Below are 17607 nucleotides of genomic sequence, written 5' to 3'. Positions count from 1 at the left end.
TCCGGGTCGTGATCGGATCGGTGGAGGACGTTTGACATGGCGGGACGTTTCGGTTGGCGCGGGCGCATCGTCGTGATCGGGGCGTTGCTGGTGGTGGCGGCCGGAGCCGGCGCCACCTGGACGCTCGCTGGCCGCGGCAAGCTCCCCGGAGCTCCGGCGACGACCGCCGCCGCCGACGCGGCGCCGCATGGAAAACCGCAGCGCAGCGGCTTCTATCGGCCCAAGGACAGCGAATGGAGCACGGTGGCGGTCCAGCCCGTCGCCGAGCACGCCTTCCGGTGCCAGCACGTCACCGAGGGCAAGATCCAGATCGACGAGGACCATGCGACGCCGGTGGTCTCGCCCTATGCGGGGCGGGTGAACCGGATCCTCGTCAAGGCGGGCGACCCGATCGTGCGCGGCCAGACCCTGTTCGTCGTCGAGGCGACCGACATGGTGCAGGCGCAGAACGACTTCGTCGCCGCCGTCACGGGCTTGGCCAAAGCCCGCGCCGCCGCCGATTTCGCCCGCATCACCGACAAGCGCAGCCGCGACCTCTTCGACGCCAAGGCGGTGCCGCTCAAGGAGGTGCAGCAGGCGCAGGCGGCCCTCGCCGCCGCGACGAGCGACCTCGCCTCCGCCGAGACCGCGCTCGACGTCGCGCGCGATCGGCTGCGCCGGCTCGGCGCCGCCGAGGAGACGGTGGCGGATCTCGCCGCCGGCGGCCGCATCGATCCCGACATGCCGATCCCGGCGCCGCTCGCCGGCACGGTGGTGCAGCGCAAGATCGGCCCCGGTCAATACGTCGGCTCCTCCGGCGAGCCCGTCCTGGTCGTCGCGGATCTGTCCAAGGTGCGGCTCGTCGCCCATGTGCGCGAGACCGAGGCCTCCGCCATCCGGGTCGGCCAGCCGCTGACCTTCACGGTCCCGGCTTGGCCGGACCGCCACTTCCACGGTGTCGTCGACTATGTCGCGTCCGAGATCGACGCCGGCAGCCGCCGCCTGATGGTGCGCGCCACGGTCGACAACACCGGCGGCGACCTCAAGCCGGAGATGCTGGCGAGCGTCACCATCGACACCGACGGCACCGTGCTGGCGGCCGGCGTGCCGCGCGAGGCGCTGGTCGTCGAGGGCAACGTCGCCAAGGTCTGGGTGGTGCGCGACGACAAGGGGATCGAGCTGCGCCGCGTCGGCACCGGCATGACGGACCGTCGCATCGTCGAGATCGTCGACGGCCTGAAGCCGGGCGAGCGCATCGTCGCCGGCGGCAGCCTGCTGATCGATCGCATCGCGAGCGGACGCTAGGACGGTTTTCGATCGCGATGAACCAGACCTCGTCTCCGTTCGCCCCCGCGAAGGCGGGGGCCCAGGGCCGCACGATCCGTCGCGTCCTTATGGCCCCTCGTCTCCTCGTCGCCATCGCGCTCGTTCTGGTGCCCGTCGCCGCGTCGGCCTTCGTGCCGAGCAAGGACGGCAACCGGGTCCGGGTGACGCCCGACCAGGAGCACCAGATCGTCGTCGAGCGGATCGAGCCGCGCGACTTCCGGGTCCGCAAGCTGGCGATCGGCCAGGTCGCCTATGACGAGGACGCGACCACGGTCGTCTCGTCGCCCTTCTCGGGCCGGGTGGCGCGGCTGATCGCCAAGCTCGGCGAGCGGGTCGAGCCCGGCGCGCCGCTGGTCGAACTCGACAGCGTCGACGTGCTGCCGCCGCAGAACGACTACGTGGCCGCGATCGGCGCGCTCGCCAAGGCGAAGGCGCAGCTCGAGCTCGCCCGCACGGCCGAGACCCGCGCCCGCTCCCTCTACGAGCAGAAGGCCGGGGCGCTGAAGGACTGGCAGCAGGCGCAGGCGACGCTGGTCGCCGCCGAGAGCGACGCCCGGGCGGCCGAGACGGCCGTGGAGGCGTCGCGCCAACGGCTGCGCATCATCGGCCGCAGCGACGAGGAGATCGCCGAGCTGGCGGTGCGCCGCGCCACCAGCCGCAGCGTGATCATCAAGGCTCCGATCGCCGGCACCGTGACGGCCCGCAAGGTGGCGGTCGGCCAGCACGTGCGCGGCGAGCTCTCCGAGCCGCTCTACGCGATCAGCGATCTCTCGACCCTGTGGCTCAAGGCGCTGGTGCCGGAGGCGGACCTCGCCGCCGTGCGGGTCGGCGACCGGGTCGACGTGAAGATCTCGGCGCTGCCCGGCCGCATCTTCCGGGCGAAGGTCGCCGTCATCGGCGCGGTGTCGGACGCCGTCACCCACCGGGTGGTGGTGCGGGCCGTGCTGCCCAATCCGGACGGCGCCCTGAAGGCCGAGATGTTCGCCGCCGTGACGATCGAGACCGGGCAGGGGCGCGTCGCGCCCTCGGTGCCGGTGCGCTCGGTGATCCGCGAGGGCAGCCGCGACGTGGTGTGGATCGAGACCGAGCCGATGATCTTCGAGCGCCGCACCGTGACGCTCGGCATGGAGCAGGACGGCCGCTTCGAGATCAAGGATGGCGTCGCGGTCGGCGACCGCGTCGTGACGGTCGGCGCCATCTTCGTCGAGAACGAGTGGCAGCAATAGGCGAGAGCGGCGTCGGTGGCTCATCTGGACAACGACTCTGCGCGTCCCCGCCTTTGCGGGGATGAGCGGACTGCAGGGCGGCCTCCGTCCTCACAGCACTGAACGGATTCGGCGGTCCCATGTTGCGGCAACTCATCGCGTTCTGTCTCTCGCGCCGGCCCCTGGTGATGATCGCCTATGCGGCGTTCCTGGGCATCGGCTTCGTCGCCTTCCTCAACCTCAACATCGAGGCCTATCCGGATCCGGCGCCGCCGATCATCGAGATCATCGCGCAGCGCCCCGGCCAGTCCCCCGAGGAGATGGAGCGCTACGTCACCATTCCCATCGAGGTGGCGGTGGCGAGCACGCCGGGACTGAAGTTCATCCGCTCCAACACGGTCTACGCGCTCTCCTTCATCCGCCTGCAGTTCGAGTACGGCCGCGACTATCACTTCGTGCGCCAGCAGGCGCTCAACCGGCTCAAGGACGCCGAGCTGCCGGAGGGCGTGCAGCCGGTGATCTCGCCGGCCGGCACCATCAGCGAGATCTTCCGCTACGAGCTGGTCGGCCCGCCCGGCATGAGCGTGATGGAGCTCAAGACCCTGCAGGACTGGGTGGTGGAGCGGCGGCTGCGCATCGTGCCCGGCGTCTCCGACGTGCTGGTGCTGGGCGGCAAGACCAAGGAGATCCAGGCCGAGATCGACATGGTGCGGATGATGGCGCACGGCATCACCATGCCGCAGATCATCCAGGCCATCTCGGCCGGCAACTCGAACGTCGGCGGCCGCACCATCGCGATGGGCGAGCAGCAGGTGAACGTGCGCGGCATCGGCGTCGCCACCTCGCTCGACGACATCCGCAACATCGTGCTGACCCAGCAGGGCGGCGCGCCCGTGATGCTCTCCGACGTCGCCAACGTCCAGATCGGCTTCACGCCACGACTGGGCATGGCGGGACGTGACGACAAGACCGACGTCGTCACCGGCATCGTGCTGATGCAGAAGTTCGAGCGCACCATGGACGTGGTGAAGCGGGTGCGCGAGGCGGTGGAGAAGATCAACACCGACGGGAGTCTCCCGCCCGGGGTCAAGATCGTGCCGTTCTACGACCGCGGCGACCTCGTCGCCGTGACCGTGAACACGGTGCTACACAACATGCTGTTCGGCATCGCGCTGATCTTCCTGATCCAGTGGGTGTTCCTCGGCAACCTGCGCTGCGCCCTGATCGTCGCCGGCACGATTCCCGTGGCGCTGTTCCTCGCCGTCATCATCACGGTGCTGCAGGGCGAATCCGCCAACCTCCTGTCGGTCGGCGCCATCGATCTCGGCATCATCATCGACGCGACGGTGATCATGCTGGAGAACATCTACCGGCATCTCGCCCACCATCATCCGTCGGTGCCGTCCGCCTCGGGGACCAGCCAGCGGCTCGGCGACAAGCTGCACCGCGTGCTGGTTGCCGCCGTCGAGGTCGACAAGGCGATCCTGTTCTCGGTGCTGATCACCATCGCGGCCTTCATCCCGCTGTTCACCATGCGGGGCGTCGAGGGCCAGATCTTCGGCCCGATGGCGCGCACCTACACCTATGCGCTGCTCGGCGCCGTGATCGCCACCTTCACGGTGACGCCGGTGCTCTCCTCGATCCTGCTGCCGGAGCGGGTCGCCGAGGTCGAGACCCTCCTGGTGCGCGGTTTGCGCACCGTCTACATGGCGATCCTGCCGCGCGCCGTCCGCCACTACCGAATCGCCGTCACGGTGGCGGTCGCGTTCCTGGCGCTGTGCAGCGTCGCCGGCATGCGGCTCGGCACCGAGTTCCTGCCCAAGCTCGAGGAGGGCAATCTCTGGGTCCGCGCCATGATGCCGCCGACCATCACGCTCGAGGCCGGCATCGACACGGTGGCGCGCATCCGCGACGTGATCAGGAGCTATCCGCCGGTCCGCACCGTGTTCTCCGAGCAGGGCCGCGGCGACGACGGCACCGATCCGGACGGCTCGTTCCTGGCCGAGTTCTTCGTGCCGCTGAAGCCGTTCGAGGAGTGGCCGAAGGGCATGACCAAGGAGGACCTGGTCAAGGCGCTGTCCGAGCGGCTCAACCGCGAGTTCGTCGGCATCGACTTCAACTTCTCGCAGTACATCCAGGACAACATCGAGGAAGCCGTCTCGGGCGTGAAGGGCGAGAACTCGATCAAGATCTTCGGACGTGATCTGGTCGAGCTCGAGCGGCTGTCGCGCAGCGTGAAGTCGGAGATCGGCAAGGTGCCGGGCGTCACCGATCCGGCCGCCTTCAGCCTGCTCGGCCAGCCCAACCTGATCATCAGGATCGATCGCGCCAAGGCGGCCCGCTACGGCTTCTCGATCGCCGACATCAACGCCGTCGTGCAGGCGGCGATCGGCGGCCAGCAGGTAGCGCGCGTCTACGAGGGCGAGATGAACTTCGCCCTGACGGTGCGGCTCGCGCCCGAGTATCGCGCCAATGTCGACGCCATCCGCTCGATCCCGGTGGCGCTGCCGAACGCCGATCCCAAGCTGCCGACCTCCTACGTGCCGCTCGGCGAGCTGGGCGAGGTCAAGCTCGTCACCGGCGCCGCCTACATCTACCGCGAGAACAGCCAGCGCTTCGTGCCGCTCAAGTACTCGGTGCGCGGCCGCGACCTCGGCTCGACGGTCGAGGAGGCACAGGAGAAGATCGCCGAGAAGGTGCCGCTGCCGGGCGGCTACAAGATGGAGTGGTCGGGCGAGTTCGGCGCCCTGCAGGAGGCGAAGGCGCGGCTCGCGCTGATCATTCCGCTCAGCCTGCTGATGATCCTGATGCTGCTCTACAGCCTGTTCAACAGCGTGCGCGACAGCCTCCTGGCGCTGTCCGGCATCCCGTTCGCGGTCGCCGGCGGCATCATCGGGCTCTACGTCGCCGGACTGAATGCCTCGGTGTCCGCGGCGGTCGGCTTCATCTCGCTGTTCGGCGTTTCCGCGATGGACGGCATCCTGCTGGTCTCCTACATCCGCCGCGCGCTCGAGCAGGGGCAGGGGACCGAAGAGGCGATCGTCGGCGCCGCCGAGACCCGCATGCGGCAGATCTTCATGACCGGCTTCTCGGCCTGCATCGGCCTAGTGCCGGCGGCGATCTCGACCGGCATCGGCGCCCAGGTGCAGCAGCCGCTCGCCGCCGTGATCGTCGGCGGCATGCTGCTCTCGCCGATCTGCAGCCTGCTGGTGATCCCGAGTCTCTCGCGCCTGGTGATGCCGGAGGTGAAGCCACGCGAGGCGCTGCCGGGCGCGACGCCGGCGCCGACCCCGGCGCATTGAGAAAGCAGCGGGCCGTCCGGGCGCAAGCTCCGGCGCGCCCCCGGCACGACGGCCCTTGCTACTTCCCGTCCGGCGTTCTCAGGCCGTGCCAGGCGTCGCGCACCTGCTGATAATGCACCTGCGGCTCGTAGCTCGGCGTCGCCAGCGCCAGCGTCTTGTGGTCGAGGCGGCCGATGGTCGACAGGAGCGTGTAGGAGGCGACGACGCGGTCGCGCTGCGCCAGGATCAGGCGCGAGCGTGCCTGGGTCAGATCCTGCTGCGAGTTCAGCACCTCGAGCGTGGTGCGCTGGCCGGCCTGCGCCTCGCGCTGCACGCCCTGCAGCGCGATGGTGCCGGCCCGCACCTCGGCCTCGGCAGCCGACACCGCGATCTTGGCGCCCTCGTGCGTCACCCATGCCGCCACGGCGGCCGTGTCGGTCTGAGTACGAACACGGTCGAGCACGATTCGGGCCTGGGTCAGCACCTCCTTCGACTGACGCACCTGGGCGGCCGCCTGCCCGCCGTCGTAGATCGGCACCTGCAGGCTGCCGGTCAGGAAGGCCTGGTCGGTTCCTTTCGAGCCGAGCGTCGTGTCGGTGTTGCGGTTGCTCTGCAAGCCGGCCTGCGCGGTCAGCGTCGGGTAGAGCGCGCCCTCGGCGATCTTGATCGCGTATTGCGAGACGTCGATGTCGAACTGGGCGCCCTTGACGGCCGGGTTCTCGCGGCGGGCGAGTGAGACCGCCTCGGCGCGGCCGCGCGGCAGCAGCCGGTCGATCGGCTCGGCCGCGGCGAGGCGGCCGGGCGGTGCGCCGATCACCTGCTCGTAGGTCGCCTGGGCGATCGCCAGATTGACCTCGGCGGAATTGAGATCGGCGTTGCCGCGGGCGAGCCGCGCCTCGGCCTGGGCGACGTCGGTCGGCGTCACGTCGCCGGCGTCGAGCCGCTTGCGGGTGGTGCCGAGTGTCTCGCGCAGAAACGTGACGTTGGCGCGCTGCGCCTCGACCAGCGACTGGTTGGCGACCACGCTCATGTAGGCCGTGACGGCGTCGAGCAGCACCGACTGCTCGACGCCGCGCAGTGCCTCGCGGCCGGACTGCACCTGCGATTCGGCCTGGCGGACCTGATTGCCGGTACGGAAGCCGTTGAACAGCACTTGGTTGATGGTGACCTGCGCCGTATAGCCGCGCAGCGTCGCCCGCTGGGTGTCGCCGGCCGGGGTCAGGTTGCGCAACGCGATCAGGCTCGGGCTGAGTGCCGCCGCGATCTGTGGCCGATAGCCCGACAACGCGATCGACACGTCCTCGTCGGTGCCGCGCTGGCGGGCCCGCTCGGCATTGAGGACCGGATTGGTCTGATAGGCGCGCACCAGCGCCGCCTGCAGCGTGTCGGCATGCGTCGGGCCCGCCGCCGTGAGCACCAGCGCGAGCGCCGTCAGGCCGAGCATCGGCCCGAGCCGTCCCCGGCGGATCGGCCGCTCGTCCGCGCCCGCGGCGCGCCGCCTCGTCGTTGCAACCATCTCGTCCTGCACTCTCGTCCGACACCCCGGGCGTGCGGCCGCGCATCCGGTTCGATGCGACGTGTTCTTCGCGTGCCGCACGCCTCGGCGGGTCTTTACTACGAATTAACCGGCCGGTCGTCAGGGCGACCGTCGGTCGCGTCGCGAATCCACATCGACGTGACCGGAAGGCCGCATCGAAAGACGTATTAGCTGCAGCGACTTACACACGGCTTACAGGAGCCGTTGACAGCTCCGCGCCGGCCGCGAAGATCGCCTCGCGCGCCCGCGGGGCGTGCCGGGCCTCCGTCGCCCCCATCCCGGGAAAGTCAATTCATGCGTCCGCAAGGCAATCTGCGCACGGCCGCCGAAGCGCTGGTCGACCAGCTCGTCGTCAACGACGTGCAGCACGTGTTCTGTGTTCCCGGCGAGAGCTATCTCGCCGTGCTCGACGCCTTCCACGATCGCGACATCGCCGTCACGGTGTGCCGGCAGGAGGGCGGCGCCGCCATGATGGCCGAGGCGGTCGGCAAGACGACGGGGCGGCCCGGCGTGTGCTTCGTGACGCGTGGTCCCGGCGCCACCAACGCCTCGCCCGGCATCCACATCGCCCAGCAGGACTCGAGCCCGATGATCCTGTTCATCGGCCAGGTCGGGCGCGATCAGAAGGAGCGCGAGGCGTTCCAGGAGGTCGACTACCGGGCGATGTTCGGCGGCATGGCGAAGTGGGTGGTCGAGATCACGGATCCGGCCCGCATGCCGGAGCTCGTCTCGCGCGCCTTCTACGAGGCGACCGCGGGCCGGCCCGGCCCCGTGGTCGTGGCGCTGCCGCAGGACGTGCTGGTCGAGCGCATCGAGGCGCCGCCGGCACCGGCCTTCGCGCCCGTCGACATCGCAGCCGGTGCCGCCGACCTCGCGCGGCTGCGCGAGATGCTCGCGGGCGCGCAGCGCCCCGTGATGCTGCTCGGCGGCAGCCGGTGGACCGACGAGGGCTGCCGGGCGATCGCCGACTTCGCGTCGCGCTTCGACCTGCCGGTCGCCACCACGTTCCGCCGCGCCCATCTCTTCGACGCGCTGCATCCCTGCTACGCCGGCGATCTCGGCATCGGGCCGAACCCGAAGCTGCTGGCGCGGGTGAAGGATGCCGACCTGGTGCTGCTGGTCGGCGGGCGGCTCGGCGAGCTGCCGTCGCAGGGCTACGAGCTGATCGACATCCCGGGTCCGCAGATGAGCTTCGTGCACGTCCATCCGGGCGTGCAGGAGCTCGGCAAGGTCTATCGGCCGCATCTCGCCATCAACGCGACGCCGGTGGCCTTCGCGACGGCCGCGGCCGGGCTCGCGCCGCTCGATCGTGTGCCGTGGGCCGGCGCCGCCGCGACCGCGCATGCCGATTACATCGCCTGGTCCGAGACGCCGACCGAGGTGCCGGGCGGCGTCAATCTCGGCCAGGTGATGCTGTGGCTGCGGGACAATCTGCCGCCCGACTCGTTCGTCACCAACGGGGCCGGCAACTATGCGGGCTGGATTCACCGCTTCTACCGGTTCCGCCGCTTCGCCACCCAGGTGGCGCCGATCTCGGGCTCGATGGGCTACGCGGTGCCGGCCGCCGTCGCGATGAAGCGGCTGCATCCGGACCGCACCGTCGTCTCGATCAACGGCGACGGCGATTTCCTGATGAACGGGCAGGAGCTCGCCACTGCCGTCCAGTACGGCCTGCCGGTGATCGTGCTGGTCTGCGACAACGGCATCTACGGCACCATCCGGATGCATCAGGAGCGCGAGTATCCGGGCCGTGTCTCGGCGACGACGTTGAAGAATCCCGACTTCGCCGCCTATGCGCGGGCGTTCGGCGGATTCGGCGCGACGGTCGCGACGACGGCAGATTTCGCCCCGGCCTTCCGGGCCGCGCAAGACTCCGGGCTGCCGGCGATCCTGCACCTGAAGATCGACCCGGAGGCGATCACGCCGACCGCGACGCTCGCGGGCATCCGCGCAAAGGCGCTGGCGGCGCAGGGCGCATAGCCGCGGGCTCTCGGCCGGCCCGCCACCGTCTCGGTGCCATCCCGGCGACGGTGGCGGGCGGCGCGGTTTCGCTTGCATGACGGGGCGCGGCGCGGCAGGGTCTGAATCTCGACTCATATCTTGTTTACGAAAAATCATCGCCGAGACCCGACACCATGCCTTACCGCCGCACCGAACGGGTCATCGAGCGCCTCGCCGCCCGGCGCGACGACATTCTCGCCTCGGCCCGCGCCGTCGCCAGCGCTCAGGGGCTGGCCGGCGTGCAGATCGTGCCGGTCGCCGAGCGCGCCGGCATCGCGGCCGGCACGGTCTATCGCTACTTCCCGGCCAAGGCCGATCTCGTCGCCGCGCTGCTGGAGCAGGTGAGCGAGCAGGAGGTCGCCGCCATGGCCAAGGCGGCCGGCGCCGCGCCGGGGCCGCTCTCCGGGCTCGCCGCCGCGGTGACGAGCTTCGCCGGCCGGGCGCTGCGCCAGCGCCGCCTCGTCTTCGCCGTGCTGGCCGAGCCGGTCGAGCCGGAGATCGAGGCGCAGCGGCTCGCCTGCCGGCGCGCCATCACGGGCGTGATCGAGGGCTGCATCAAGACCGCGATCGCCACCGGACGGCTGCCCGAGCAGGACGTGCGCATCGCCGCCGACGCGATTCTCGGCGCGCTCGTCGAGGCGCTGATCGGCCCGGCCGCCTCGGTCGACGCGGATCCGGCGAAGCAGCGCGACGCCGTCCAGGCCGTGGTGCTCCTGGTGCTGCGGGCGCTCGGCGTGGTCGATGCGCGCGCCCGCGGCCTCGTGGTCCAGGCGCCGTGGCCGGCCGAGGACGCCGCCTGAGCCCTCCGTCCCGGGATACCGCAGCGGGTGACGGCAGGGCGTTTGCTGCAGATCAAAAACCCGGTTGCCAAAGATCAAGGACGGTCGAGTCCGGACAATCCAGTATCCCCACGGTGCCGGCCGGACGATGCCGCGCCGCGGAGACGACAATGCGCGATTTCGACAGATTCGACCGATTTTCCGCCAACATCGGCGAGATGATGGAACGGTTGGGGATCGAGTGCGACGAGGAGGTCGACAGCTATTTCGGCCGCGCGCTGGGCAGCGTCATCCGTTCCTGCCAGGCCTGCCGCTCGGCCGAGCTGTGCAGCGACTGGCTGGCCCGCGCACCGGTCGCGGTCAGCCGGGCGCCCGCCTTCTGCCCCTATGCCGAGCGCCTCGACGGCCTCGCCCTCGACCAGGCCGTCCTGCCGCCGCGCCGCCACACGGTGCACTGAGCGCGTTTGCCCGCACCGACCGCCATGCCCGGCCTCGCGGCCGGGCATTCGTTTTAGAGCCGGCGCGGAACCCGCGGCCCTGGGCCCCGACTCTTCGGCCCATCAGGCCTGCGGCCTGACGGGCCTCGTCCGGGGCACGAGGATCGCGACCGGCGCAGGGCGCGTCGGCCTCAATGCGACATCAGCACCGGCACGGTCATCGAGCCGAGGATGCCGCGCGTCGCGCCGCCGAGCACGAACTCGCGCAGCCGCGAGTGGCCGTAGCCGCCCATCACCATGAGATCGGCCGAGACGTCGGCCGCATAGGACAGGATCGTGTTCGGCACGTCGACGTCCTCGGCGACGATGCGCTTGACGTCAACTTTGATGCCGTGGCGGGCGAGATGGTGGCCGACATCGGCGCCGGGGATCTCGTCGCTCTTCGAGCGCCCGGTCGCGACGATCACCACGTCGACCTGGGCGGCGCGCGACAGGAAGGGCAGGGCGTCGCCCATCGCGCGGGCCGCCGTGCGGCTGCCGTCCCAGCACATCAGCACGCGGTCGAGTGCGAGGCCGGCCTTCTGGATGTAGGGCACCATAACGACCGGCCGGCCGGACTCGAACAGCGCGCCCTCGGCGAACAGGTCGGCCGGCGACATCCGGTCGGGCTCGCGCTGGCCCACGACGGCGAGGTCGAAGCGCCGCGCGATGCGGCCGAACATGTCGGTGGCGCCGCCGAGCGTCGCCTCGATCACCCGGTGGCCGGACTGGACGCCGGCGAGCTCGGCGGCCCGCTCGAATCGCTCGATCGCGGTCTGGGCGATGGTGCGGCTCTCGTCGCGCTGGGCGTCGATCCACTCGGCCGAGACCCCGTCCATGATGCTCGGCGAGATCACCGGGTCGTAGACGAACACCACGCCGGTGACGTGCGCCCCGAAGGCGCGCCCGATCGAGATCGCGTAGCTCGCGGCCGGATCGCGGTCGCCGACGAGCGCGAGGTTCACGACGATGTCCTTGATCATGCTTCACTCCCGTGACGCGCGGACCGGTCCCGGCCGGCCGGCGTCCTCTCGTTGCAGGGGTCGATGCTAGAAGGCGGGCAGGGGCCGGTGTTGACGGGGGTCAAAGCCCTTCGCCCCCGAGCCTAGGACGGCACGCCGCGACCATCAATCGGGGGCTGGGCGCCTCCGAGGGCCGTGGCGGCGCTCGCGTTCGGAGCGTCACCCGCGCGGCGGCGGCGCGCCCCTCGATCGCGTGGCGCCGCGGCCGGCACCGGTCGGCGCCGGCCGCGGCAGCCTCGTCGCATTACTTCACGGTCTTGAGATAGGCGATCACCGCGTTGACGTCGTCCGGGTTCTTCAGGCCCGCGAAGACCATCTTGTTGCCCGGGATGGTGCCCTTGGGGTCGGCCAGGTACTTGGTCAGGAACGCCTCGTCGACGGTCTGCTGGGAAAACTTCAGGTGGGCGTCGGAATACTTGAAGCCGGCCACCTGGCCGAGCTTGCTGCCGTAGATGCCGAACAGCGACGGACCGACGCCGTTCTTGCCGGCCTCCACCTTGTGGCACGCCTTGCACTGGGCGAAGGCCTTCGGGGCCTCCTGGGCCGGCGCCACCGTGGTCGCCGCGACGAGGGCCGCGGAGGCGGCCATCGCCACCATGATCGAACGGATTTCCAAAGTTCTACTCCTGAATGAACGGGTGCCCGGGACGGCCGATGAGGTCCGGTGCCGGGCGAGACACGAGATCGGAAGACTGCACGGCCGGCGCCAGGGCGCGGCCGGTGCGATCATGCCGGTCCTGTTCGCCGCCGGTCAATTGGCTGTAGAGTGGATGCAACGAGAACAAGGATCACCGGGAGGATCCCCATGAGCGTGCGGATGCCGGCGCCCGACGCGGCCGTGCTCGCGCGGCGCGACGAGATCGTCGCGGCGCTCCGGCGCATCGTGCCGGGCGAGGGCGTGATCGCGACCGAGCGCGAGATGCGGCCCTACGAATCGGACGGGCTCACCGCCTATCGCCAGCTCCCCCTCGTCGTCGTCCTGCCGAGCACCACCGAGCAGGTCTCGCAGGTGCTGCGCTTCTGCTTCGACAACGGCGTCAAGGTGGTGCCGCGCGGCGCCGGCACCTCGCTGTCGGGCGGCGCCCTGCCGCTCGGCGACGGCGTGCTGCTCGGCATGGGCAAGTTCAGCAAGGTCCGGCGGATCGACTTTTCCGACCGCGTCGCCGTGGTCGAGCCGGGCGTCACCAACCTCGCCATCACCAAGGCGGTCGAGCACGCCGGCTTCTATTACGCGCCCGACCCGTCCTCGCAGATCGCCTGCACGATCGGCGGCAACATCGCCGAGAACTCGGGCGGCGTGCACTGCCTCAAATACGGCCTCACCACCAACAACGTGCTCGGCTGCGAGATGGTGCTGATGACCGGCGAGGTGGTGCGGCTCGGCGGCGCCCATCTCGACGCCGGCGGCTACGACCTCTTGGGCGTCGTGACCGGCTCCGAAGGACTTCTGGGTGTGGTGACGGAGGTCACGGTGCGCATCCTGCAGAAGCCGGAGACGGCGCGCGCGTTGCTCATCGGCTTCGAGACCCCGGAGGCGGCCGGCGACTGTGTCGGCAAGATCATCGCGGCCGGGATCATCCCGGGCGGCATGGAGATGATGGACCGGCTCGCCACCGCGGCCGTGGAGGAGTTCGTCCACGCCGGCTACCCGCTCGACGTCGAGGCGATCCTGATCGTCGAGCTCGACGGGCCGCGGGCCGAGTGCGACCACCTGGTCGAGACCGTGTCGGGCATCGCCCGCGACTGCGGCGCCGTCACGGTACGGGTGTCGGCGTCGGAGGAGGAGCGGCTCCTGTTCTGGGCGGGCCGCAAGGCGGCGTTCCCGGCGGTCGGCCGCATCTCGCCCGACTACTACTGCATGGACGGCACGATCCCGCGCGCCAAGCTCCCCTATGTCCTGCAGCGCACCCGCGAGCTGTCGGAAAAGTACGGGCTGCGCTGCGCCAACGTGTTCCACGCCGGCGACGGCAACCTCCACCCGCTGATCCTCTACGACGCCAACGATGCCGGCGAGCTCGCGAGGGCCGAGGCGTTCGGGGCCGACATCCTGCGCCTTTGCGTCGAGGTCGGCGGGGTCCTGACCGGCGAGCACGGCGTCGGCGTCGAGAAGCGCGACCTGATGCCGACCATGTTCTCCACGGTCGATCTCGACCACCAGCAGCGGCTCAAATGTGCCTTCGACCAGAAGGGCCTGCTCAACCCCGGCAAGGTGTTTCCGGAGCTGTCCAGCTGCGCCGAGCTCGGCCGCATGCACGTCTCCGGCGGCAAGCTGCCGTTCCCCGACATCCCGAGGTTCTGATGCCCACCGTGATGTTCTCGGCGTCGGCCCTGACATTCGGCGTCATGCCCGGCCTCGTGCCGGGCATCCACGATGCGGGCGGATGCCGCCTGCTTGTACGCGCGCCCCGGACAAGGACGTGGATGGCCGGGACAAGCCCGGCCATGACGGACGCCGGAATCGAGCGCCCGCCGGAATCGATGAAGGTGGAAGCACCATGACCGCCCCCCTCGCTCCCCGCGATGCCGCCGAGGCCGAGGAGGCCGTGCGCTGGGCCGTGTCGGCCGGCAAGACGCTCGAGGTGGTCGGGCGCGGCTCCAAGCGCGCGCTCGGGCGGCCGGCCCAGACCGACGCCACCCTCGACCTGTCCGGCCTCGCCGGCATCACGCTCTACGAGCCGAAGGAGCTGGTGCTCTCGGCCCGCGCCGGAACCCCCATCGCCGCCGTGCAGACGCTGGTCGCCGAGAACAATCAGGAACTCGCCTTCGAGCCGATGGACTTTTCGGCGCTGCTCGGCGGCGAGCCCGGCGCTGGCTCGCTCGGCGGTGTTCTGGCGACGAACCTGTCCGGCCCGCGACGCATCAAGGCCGGGGCGGCGCGCGACCATTTCCTCGGCTTCGCCGCCGTGTCGGGGCGCGGCGAGACGTTCAAGGCCGGCGGCCGGGTGGTGAAGAACGTCACCGGCTACGACCTCTCCAAGTTGATGGCCGGCTCGTTCGGCACGCTCGCGGCGCTGACCGACGTGACCATCAAGACCCTGCCGCGGGCTGAGACCGAGGCGAGCGTGCTGGTCCTCGGGCTGTCGCCCGAGGCGGCCGTCGCCGCCATGGCGGCCGCGATGGGCTCGCCCTTCGAGGTGTCGGCCGCCGCGCATCTGCCGGCCGGCGTCGCGGGGCGCACCGGCGTCGCCGGCCTGCCGGACGGTCGCGCCGTCACGGCGCTCCGGCTGGAAGGAGTCGGACCTTCGGTGGCCCATCGCCGCGACGGACTCTTGCGTCTCCTCGCCGCGCACGGGGCCTGCGAATGTCTCGCCGTCGACGCCTCGCGCGCGCTCTGGACGACCGTGCGAGACGTCACGCCGTTCCGCTCCTCCGGTTCACCGGACACTGACCGGCCGGTGTGGCGCATCTCGACGGCGCCGTCGCGCGGCGCCGAGGTCGCCGCCCTGATCGCCGCCGCGACCGAGGCCGAGGTGCTGCTCGACTGGGCCGGCGGTCTGGTGTGGGCGGCGGTCGCGCCGTCGGCCGACGCGGGTGCGGCGGCCGTGCGGGCCGCGACGGCGCGCTGCGGCGGCCACGCGACCTTGATCCGTGCGCCCGCGGCGGTGCGCGCCGTGGTCGACGTGTTCGAGCCGCAGCCGGGACCGCTCGCGGTGCTGACCAGGCGGGTCAAGGAGAGCTTCGATCCCCGCGGCGTGCTGTGCCCCGGGCGGATGTGGGCGGGGGTGTGAGCGCGTCATGAGGACCGAGTTCTCTCTCGCCCAACTGGCCGACCCGGCCATCGCCGAGGCCGACAAGATCCTGCGGGCCTGCGTCCATTGCGGCTTCTGCACGGCGACCTGCCCGACCTATGTGCTGCTCGGCGACGAGCTCGATAGCCCGCGCGGCCGCATCTACCTGATCAAGGACATGCTGGAGGCCGACCGGCCGGCGGGGCCCGAGGAGGCGAAGCACATCGATCGCTGCCTCTCGTGCCTCTCCTGCATGACCACCTGCCCGTCGGGCGTGCACTACATGCACCTCGTCGACCACGCCCGCACCCACATCGCCGAGACCTATCGGCGGCCGTGGCACGACCGGCTGCTCCGCATGCTGCTCGCCCGCAGCATTCCGAACCCGCGGCTGTTCCGCCTGGCGAGTGCCGCCGCGACGCTCGGCAAGCCGCTGGCGCCGCTGCTCGCCCGCGCCGGGTTTTCGCGGCTCGCCGCCATGCTGCGGCTCGCGCCGGCGCGCCTGCTGCCGGCACCGACGCCGTCGGGCCGGGTGTTTCCGGCGGAGGGGCCGCGGCGCGGCCGCGTCGGGCTCCTGTCCGGCTGCGTCCAGCGGGTGCTGTCGCCCGACATCAACGCCGCCGCCGTCCGGGTGCTGACCCGGCACGGCTACGACGTGGTGCTGCCGGCCGGCGAGGGCTGCTGCGGCTCGGTCACGCATCACATGGGCGACGAGGATCACGCGCTCGCCGCGGCGCGCGCCAACGTGACGGCCTTCGCGGCGGAGCTCGACGGCGCGGGGTTGGACGCGATCGTCTCGACCGCGTCCGGCTGCGGCACCACGATGAAGGACTACGGCTTCATGCTGCGCACCGACCCGGCCTTCGCCGACACGGCGGCGCGGGTCGCCGCCAAGGTGCGCGACGTGTCGGAGGTGCTGCACGGTCTGGTCGACATGAAGCGGGCGCCGGTGCCGGCCCTCACGGTCGCCTATCAGGCGCCGTGCTCGCTGCAGCACGGCCAGAAGGTCGTGCGGCAGCCCAAGGAGGTGCTGGCACGGCTCGGCTTCACGATGCGCGACGTGCCCGAGGGGCACCTGTGCTGCGGCTCGGCCGGCACCTACAACATCCTCCAGCCCGACCTGTCGGACCGTCTGCGCGATCGCAAGATCGCCGCCCTCGAGGGGCTCGCGCCGGACGTCATCGCGGCCGGCAACATCGGCTGCATCACGCAGCTCGCGGGCGCGACGGCGATCCCGGTCGTGCATCCGGTCACGCTCGTCGACTGGGCGACCGGCGGCCCGCGCCCGGCGGCGCTCGCCGCCATCGGCGACGGCGACGCATCGCCGCGGACGTGATGGTCGCGAACGCGACGGAGCGGGCGAGACGTCGCACGAAAGGCGTTGCAAGCGCGGTGTCGTCGTGAAAGATGGAGCGCGCGCTGCCGTCAGCTCACGTCCGACATGACATGAAAAGCGTGCGGCTCGGTTGGCGAATCGGTTGCGCGAGCGCAAGATCGTGACTATCGAGAAGAACGCGCCCGATGCGGTCATCTGCCGACGAGGTCGGCTCCTTCCCAGGATCCACGGATCGCCGCGGGCTTCGCACTCCCGGTCGCGCACACCGAGCAGTCGCCTCGGTCGGACGATCGGGGTTCAGCGCCGATGGCCATGGAGCATCGCGGAATGGTCGAATCCGGTGTGCCCGACAGGAGCGCCGCGACGTCGTCCGCGTCCCCGCACGGTTCTTCTCGGTGTTCGATGATCCTGGCCATTCCGTTGCCGTAACGTCGAGCCCAGTCGAGATCGGGAGCATCCCACATGGCAAAGACCGCGAAGAAGGCCGCGCCGAAGGCCAAATCGAAGAAGCCTGCCGCCAAGTCCGCCGCGAAGCCCGCCAAGGCCGCCGCGACCAAGAGCGCGGCGACCAAGAAGACCGTCGCCAAGGCGCCGGCCGCCAAGAAGACGGCGGCCAAGAAGCCGGTCGCCAAGAAGACCACCGCGAAGGCGCCGGCCGCGAAGAAGGCCGCGGCGAAGAAGCCGGCCGTGAAGAAGACGGCTGCCAAGAAGCCCGCCGCGAAGAAGACCGCTGCCCGCAAGCCCGCCGCGAAGGCGGCCGCGCCCAAGAAGACCGCCTCGAGGAAGGCCGCCGTCAGCAAGACGGCCGCGAAGAAGCCGGTCGCCGTCAAGAAGCCCGCGGCCAAGAAGGCCCCGGTCAAGAAGCCTGCCGCGAAGCAGCCCGCTGCGAAGGCCGCTGTCCGTAAGCGCGTCGCCGCGCCGGCCCCGGCTCCCGCGC

Annotated in this window: 14 protein-coding genes; 11 read left to right on the top strand and 3 right to left on the bottom strand. The window is 70.9% G+C overall.

What is annotated here, in order from left to right:
- Positions 1 to 36: 36 nt before the first annotated feature.
- From CCR97_RS18695 to CCR97_RS18685, 3 genes are all read left to right on the top strand, one after another.
- A complete protein-coding gene (locus CCR97_RS18695) occupies positions 37 to 1284 on the top strand; it encodes an efflux RND transporter periplasmic adaptor subunit (protein WP_111355625.1) in 1248 nt (415 codons plus the stop codon).
- Positions 1285 to 1373: 89 nt separating this feature from the next.
- Entirely contained in the window at positions 1374 to 2531 is a 1158-nt protein-coding gene (locus CCR97_RS18690) for an efflux RND transporter periplasmic adaptor subunit (protein WP_170145695.1), read from the top strand.
- A 119-nt stretch (positions 2532 to 2650) separates the two neighbouring features.
- On the top strand, positions 2651 to 5812 hold the full coding sequence (locus tag CCR97_RS18685) for an efflux RND transporter permease subunit (RefSeq protein ID WP_111355627.1): 3162 nt from the start codon (positions 2651 to 2653) through the stop codon (positions 5810 to 5812).
- A gap of 58 nt (positions 5813 to 5870) precedes the next feature.
- On the opposite strand, the gene CCR97_RS18680 is transcribed toward CCR97_RS18685, so the two are convergent.
- A complete protein-coding gene (locus CCR97_RS18680) occupies positions 5871 to 7235 on the bottom strand; it encodes a TolC family outer membrane protein (RefSeq protein ID WP_111355628.1) in 1365 nt (454 codons plus the stop codon).
- A gap of 387 nt (positions 7236 to 7622) precedes the next feature.
- Between CCR97_RS18680 and CCR97_RS18675 the strand changes: the two genes are divergently transcribed.
- The 3 genes from CCR97_RS18675 (at position 7623) to CCR97_RS18665 (ending at position 10566) form a co-directional block, all read left to right on the top strand.
- Positions 7623 to 9308: a thiamine pyrophosphate-binding protein gene (locus CCR97_RS18675; RefSeq protein WP_111355629.1), complete on the top strand. Its 1686-nt coding sequence runs from the start codon at positions 7623 to 7625 to the stop codon at positions 9306 to 9308.
- Positions 9309 to 9463: 155 nt separating this feature from the next.
- On the top strand, positions 9464 to 10129 hold the full coding sequence (locus CCR97_RS18670; RefSeq protein WP_111355630.1) for a TetR/AcrR family transcriptional regulator: 666 nt from the start codon (positions 9464 to 9466) through the stop codon (positions 10127 to 10129).
- A 149-nt stretch (positions 10130 to 10278) separates the two neighbouring features.
- Positions 10279 to 10566, top strand: a complete 288-nt coding sequence (locus CCR97_RS18665; protein ID WP_111355631.1) for a DUF6455 family protein — start codon at positions 10279 to 10281, stop codon at positions 10564 to 10566.
- A gap of 170 nt (positions 10567 to 10736) precedes the next feature.
- Here CCR97_RS18665 and CCR97_RS18660 read toward each other — a convergent pair whose 3' ends face one another.
- On the bottom strand, positions 10737 to 11567 hold the full coding sequence (locus tag CCR97_RS18660; RefSeq protein ID WP_111355632.1) for a universal stress protein: 831 nt from the start codon (positions 11565 to 11567) through the stop codon (positions 10737 to 10739).
- Positions 11568 to 11850: 283 nt separating this feature from the next.
- Positions 11851 to 12222, bottom strand: a complete 372-nt coding sequence (locus CCR97_RS18655; RefSeq protein ID WP_244670551.1) for a c-type cytochrome — start codon at positions 12220 to 12222, stop codon at positions 11851 to 11853.
- Positions 12223 to 12411: 189 nt separating this feature from the next.
- Between CCR97_RS18655 and CCR97_RS18650 the strand changes: the two genes are divergently transcribed.
- The 5 genes from CCR97_RS18650 to CCR97_RS18630 all read left to right on the top strand — a co-directional run.
- The gene (locus tag CCR97_RS18650; RefSeq protein WP_111355634.1) at positions 12412 to 13905 is read left to right on the top strand and encodes an FAD-linked oxidase C-terminal domain-containing protein; all 1494 of its coding nucleotides are present in this window, start codon (positions 12412 to 12414) and stop codon (positions 13903 to 13905) included.
- Entirely contained in the window at positions 13905 to 14105 is a 201-nt protein-coding gene (locus tag CCR97_RS18645; RefSeq protein WP_111355635.1) for a hypothetical protein, read from the top strand. Before CCR97_RS18650 ends, CCR97_RS18645 begins: the two co-directional genes overlap by 1 nt.
- Positions 14102 to 15334 carry an FAD-binding protein gene (locus CCR97_RS18640; RefSeq protein ID WP_201159753.1) on the top strand — a complete coding sequence of 411 codons (1233 nt, stop codon included), beginning with the start codon at positions 14102 to 14104 and terminating at the stop codon, positions 15332 to 15334. The genes CCR97_RS18645 and CCR97_RS18640 overlap by 4 nt, the downstream gene beginning before the upstream one ends.
- 7 nt (positions 15335 to 15341) lie before the next feature.
- A complete protein-coding gene (gene glcF / locus CCR97_RS18635; RefSeq protein WP_111360058.1) occupies positions 15342 to 16670 on the top strand; it encodes a glycolate oxidase subunit GlcF in 1329 nt (442 codons plus the stop codon).
- Between the two features lie 462 nt (positions 16671 to 17132).
- Positions 17133 to 17607: histone H1-like repetitive region-containing protein (locus CCR97_RS18630; protein ID WP_201159752.1), on the top strand; the 475-nt coding region annotated here is incomplete at its 3' end.

It is taken from the genome of Rhodoplanes elegans, from assembly GCF_016653355.1.
Taxonomy (GTDB): Bacteria; Pseudomonadota; Alphaproteobacteria; order Rhizobiales; family Xanthobacteraceae; genus Rhodoplanes; species Rhodoplanes elegans.
The sequence above is the reverse complement of the archived record's forward strand: the minus strand, read 5'-3'. Positions and strand labels throughout refer to the sequence as shown.

Excerpts from the sequence above, each read along its gene's own strand:
- CCR97_RS18695 (WP_111355625.1), top strand. The coding sequence starts at position 37 with ATGGCGGGACGTTTCGGTTGGCGCGGGCGCATCGTCGTGATCGGGGCG.
- CCR97_RS18690 (WP_170145695.1), top strand. The coding sequence starts at position 1,374 with ATGGCCCCTCGTCTCCTCGTCGCCATCGCGCTCGTTCTGGTGCCCGTC.
- CCR97_RS18685 (WP_111355627.1), top strand. The coding sequence starts at position 2,651 with ATGTTGCGGCAACTCATCGCGTTCTGTCTCTCGCGCCGGCCCCTGGTG.
- CCR97_RS18680 (WP_111355628.1), bottom strand. The coding sequence starts at position 7,235 with ATGCTCGGCCTGACGGCGCTCGCGCTGGTGCTCACGGCGGCGGGCCCG.
- CCR97_RS18675 (WP_111355629.1), top strand. The coding sequence starts at position 7,623 with ATGCGTCCGCAAGGCAATCTGCGCACGGCCGCCGAAGCGCTGGTCGAC.
- CCR97_RS18670 (WP_111355630.1), top strand. The coding sequence starts at position 9,464 with ATGCCTTACCGCCGCACCGAACGGGTCATCGAGCGCCTCGCCGCCCGG.
- CCR97_RS18665 (WP_111355631.1), top strand. The coding sequence starts at position 10,279 with ATGCGCGATTTCGACAGATTCGACCGATTTTCCGCCAACATCGGCGAG.
- CCR97_RS18660 (WP_111355632.1), bottom strand. The coding sequence starts at position 11,567 with ATGATCAAGGACATCGTCGTGAACCTCGCGCTCGTCGGCGACCGCGAT.
- CCR97_RS18650 (WP_111355634.1), top strand. The coding sequence starts at position 12,412 with ATGAGCGTGCGGATGCCGGCGCCCGACGCGGCCGTGCTCGCGCGGCGC.
- CCR97_RS18645 (WP_111355635.1), top strand. The coding sequence starts at position 13,905 with ATGCCCACCGTGATGTTCTCGGCGTCGGCCCTGACATTCGGCGTCATG.
- CCR97_RS18640 (WP_201159753.1), top strand. The coding sequence starts at position 14,102 with ATGACCGCCCCCCTCGCTCCCCGCGATGCCGCCGAGGCCGAGGAGGCC.
- glcF (WP_111360058.1), top strand. The coding sequence starts at position 15,342 with ATGAGGACCGAGTTCTCTCTCGCCCAACTGGCCGACCCGGCCATCGCC.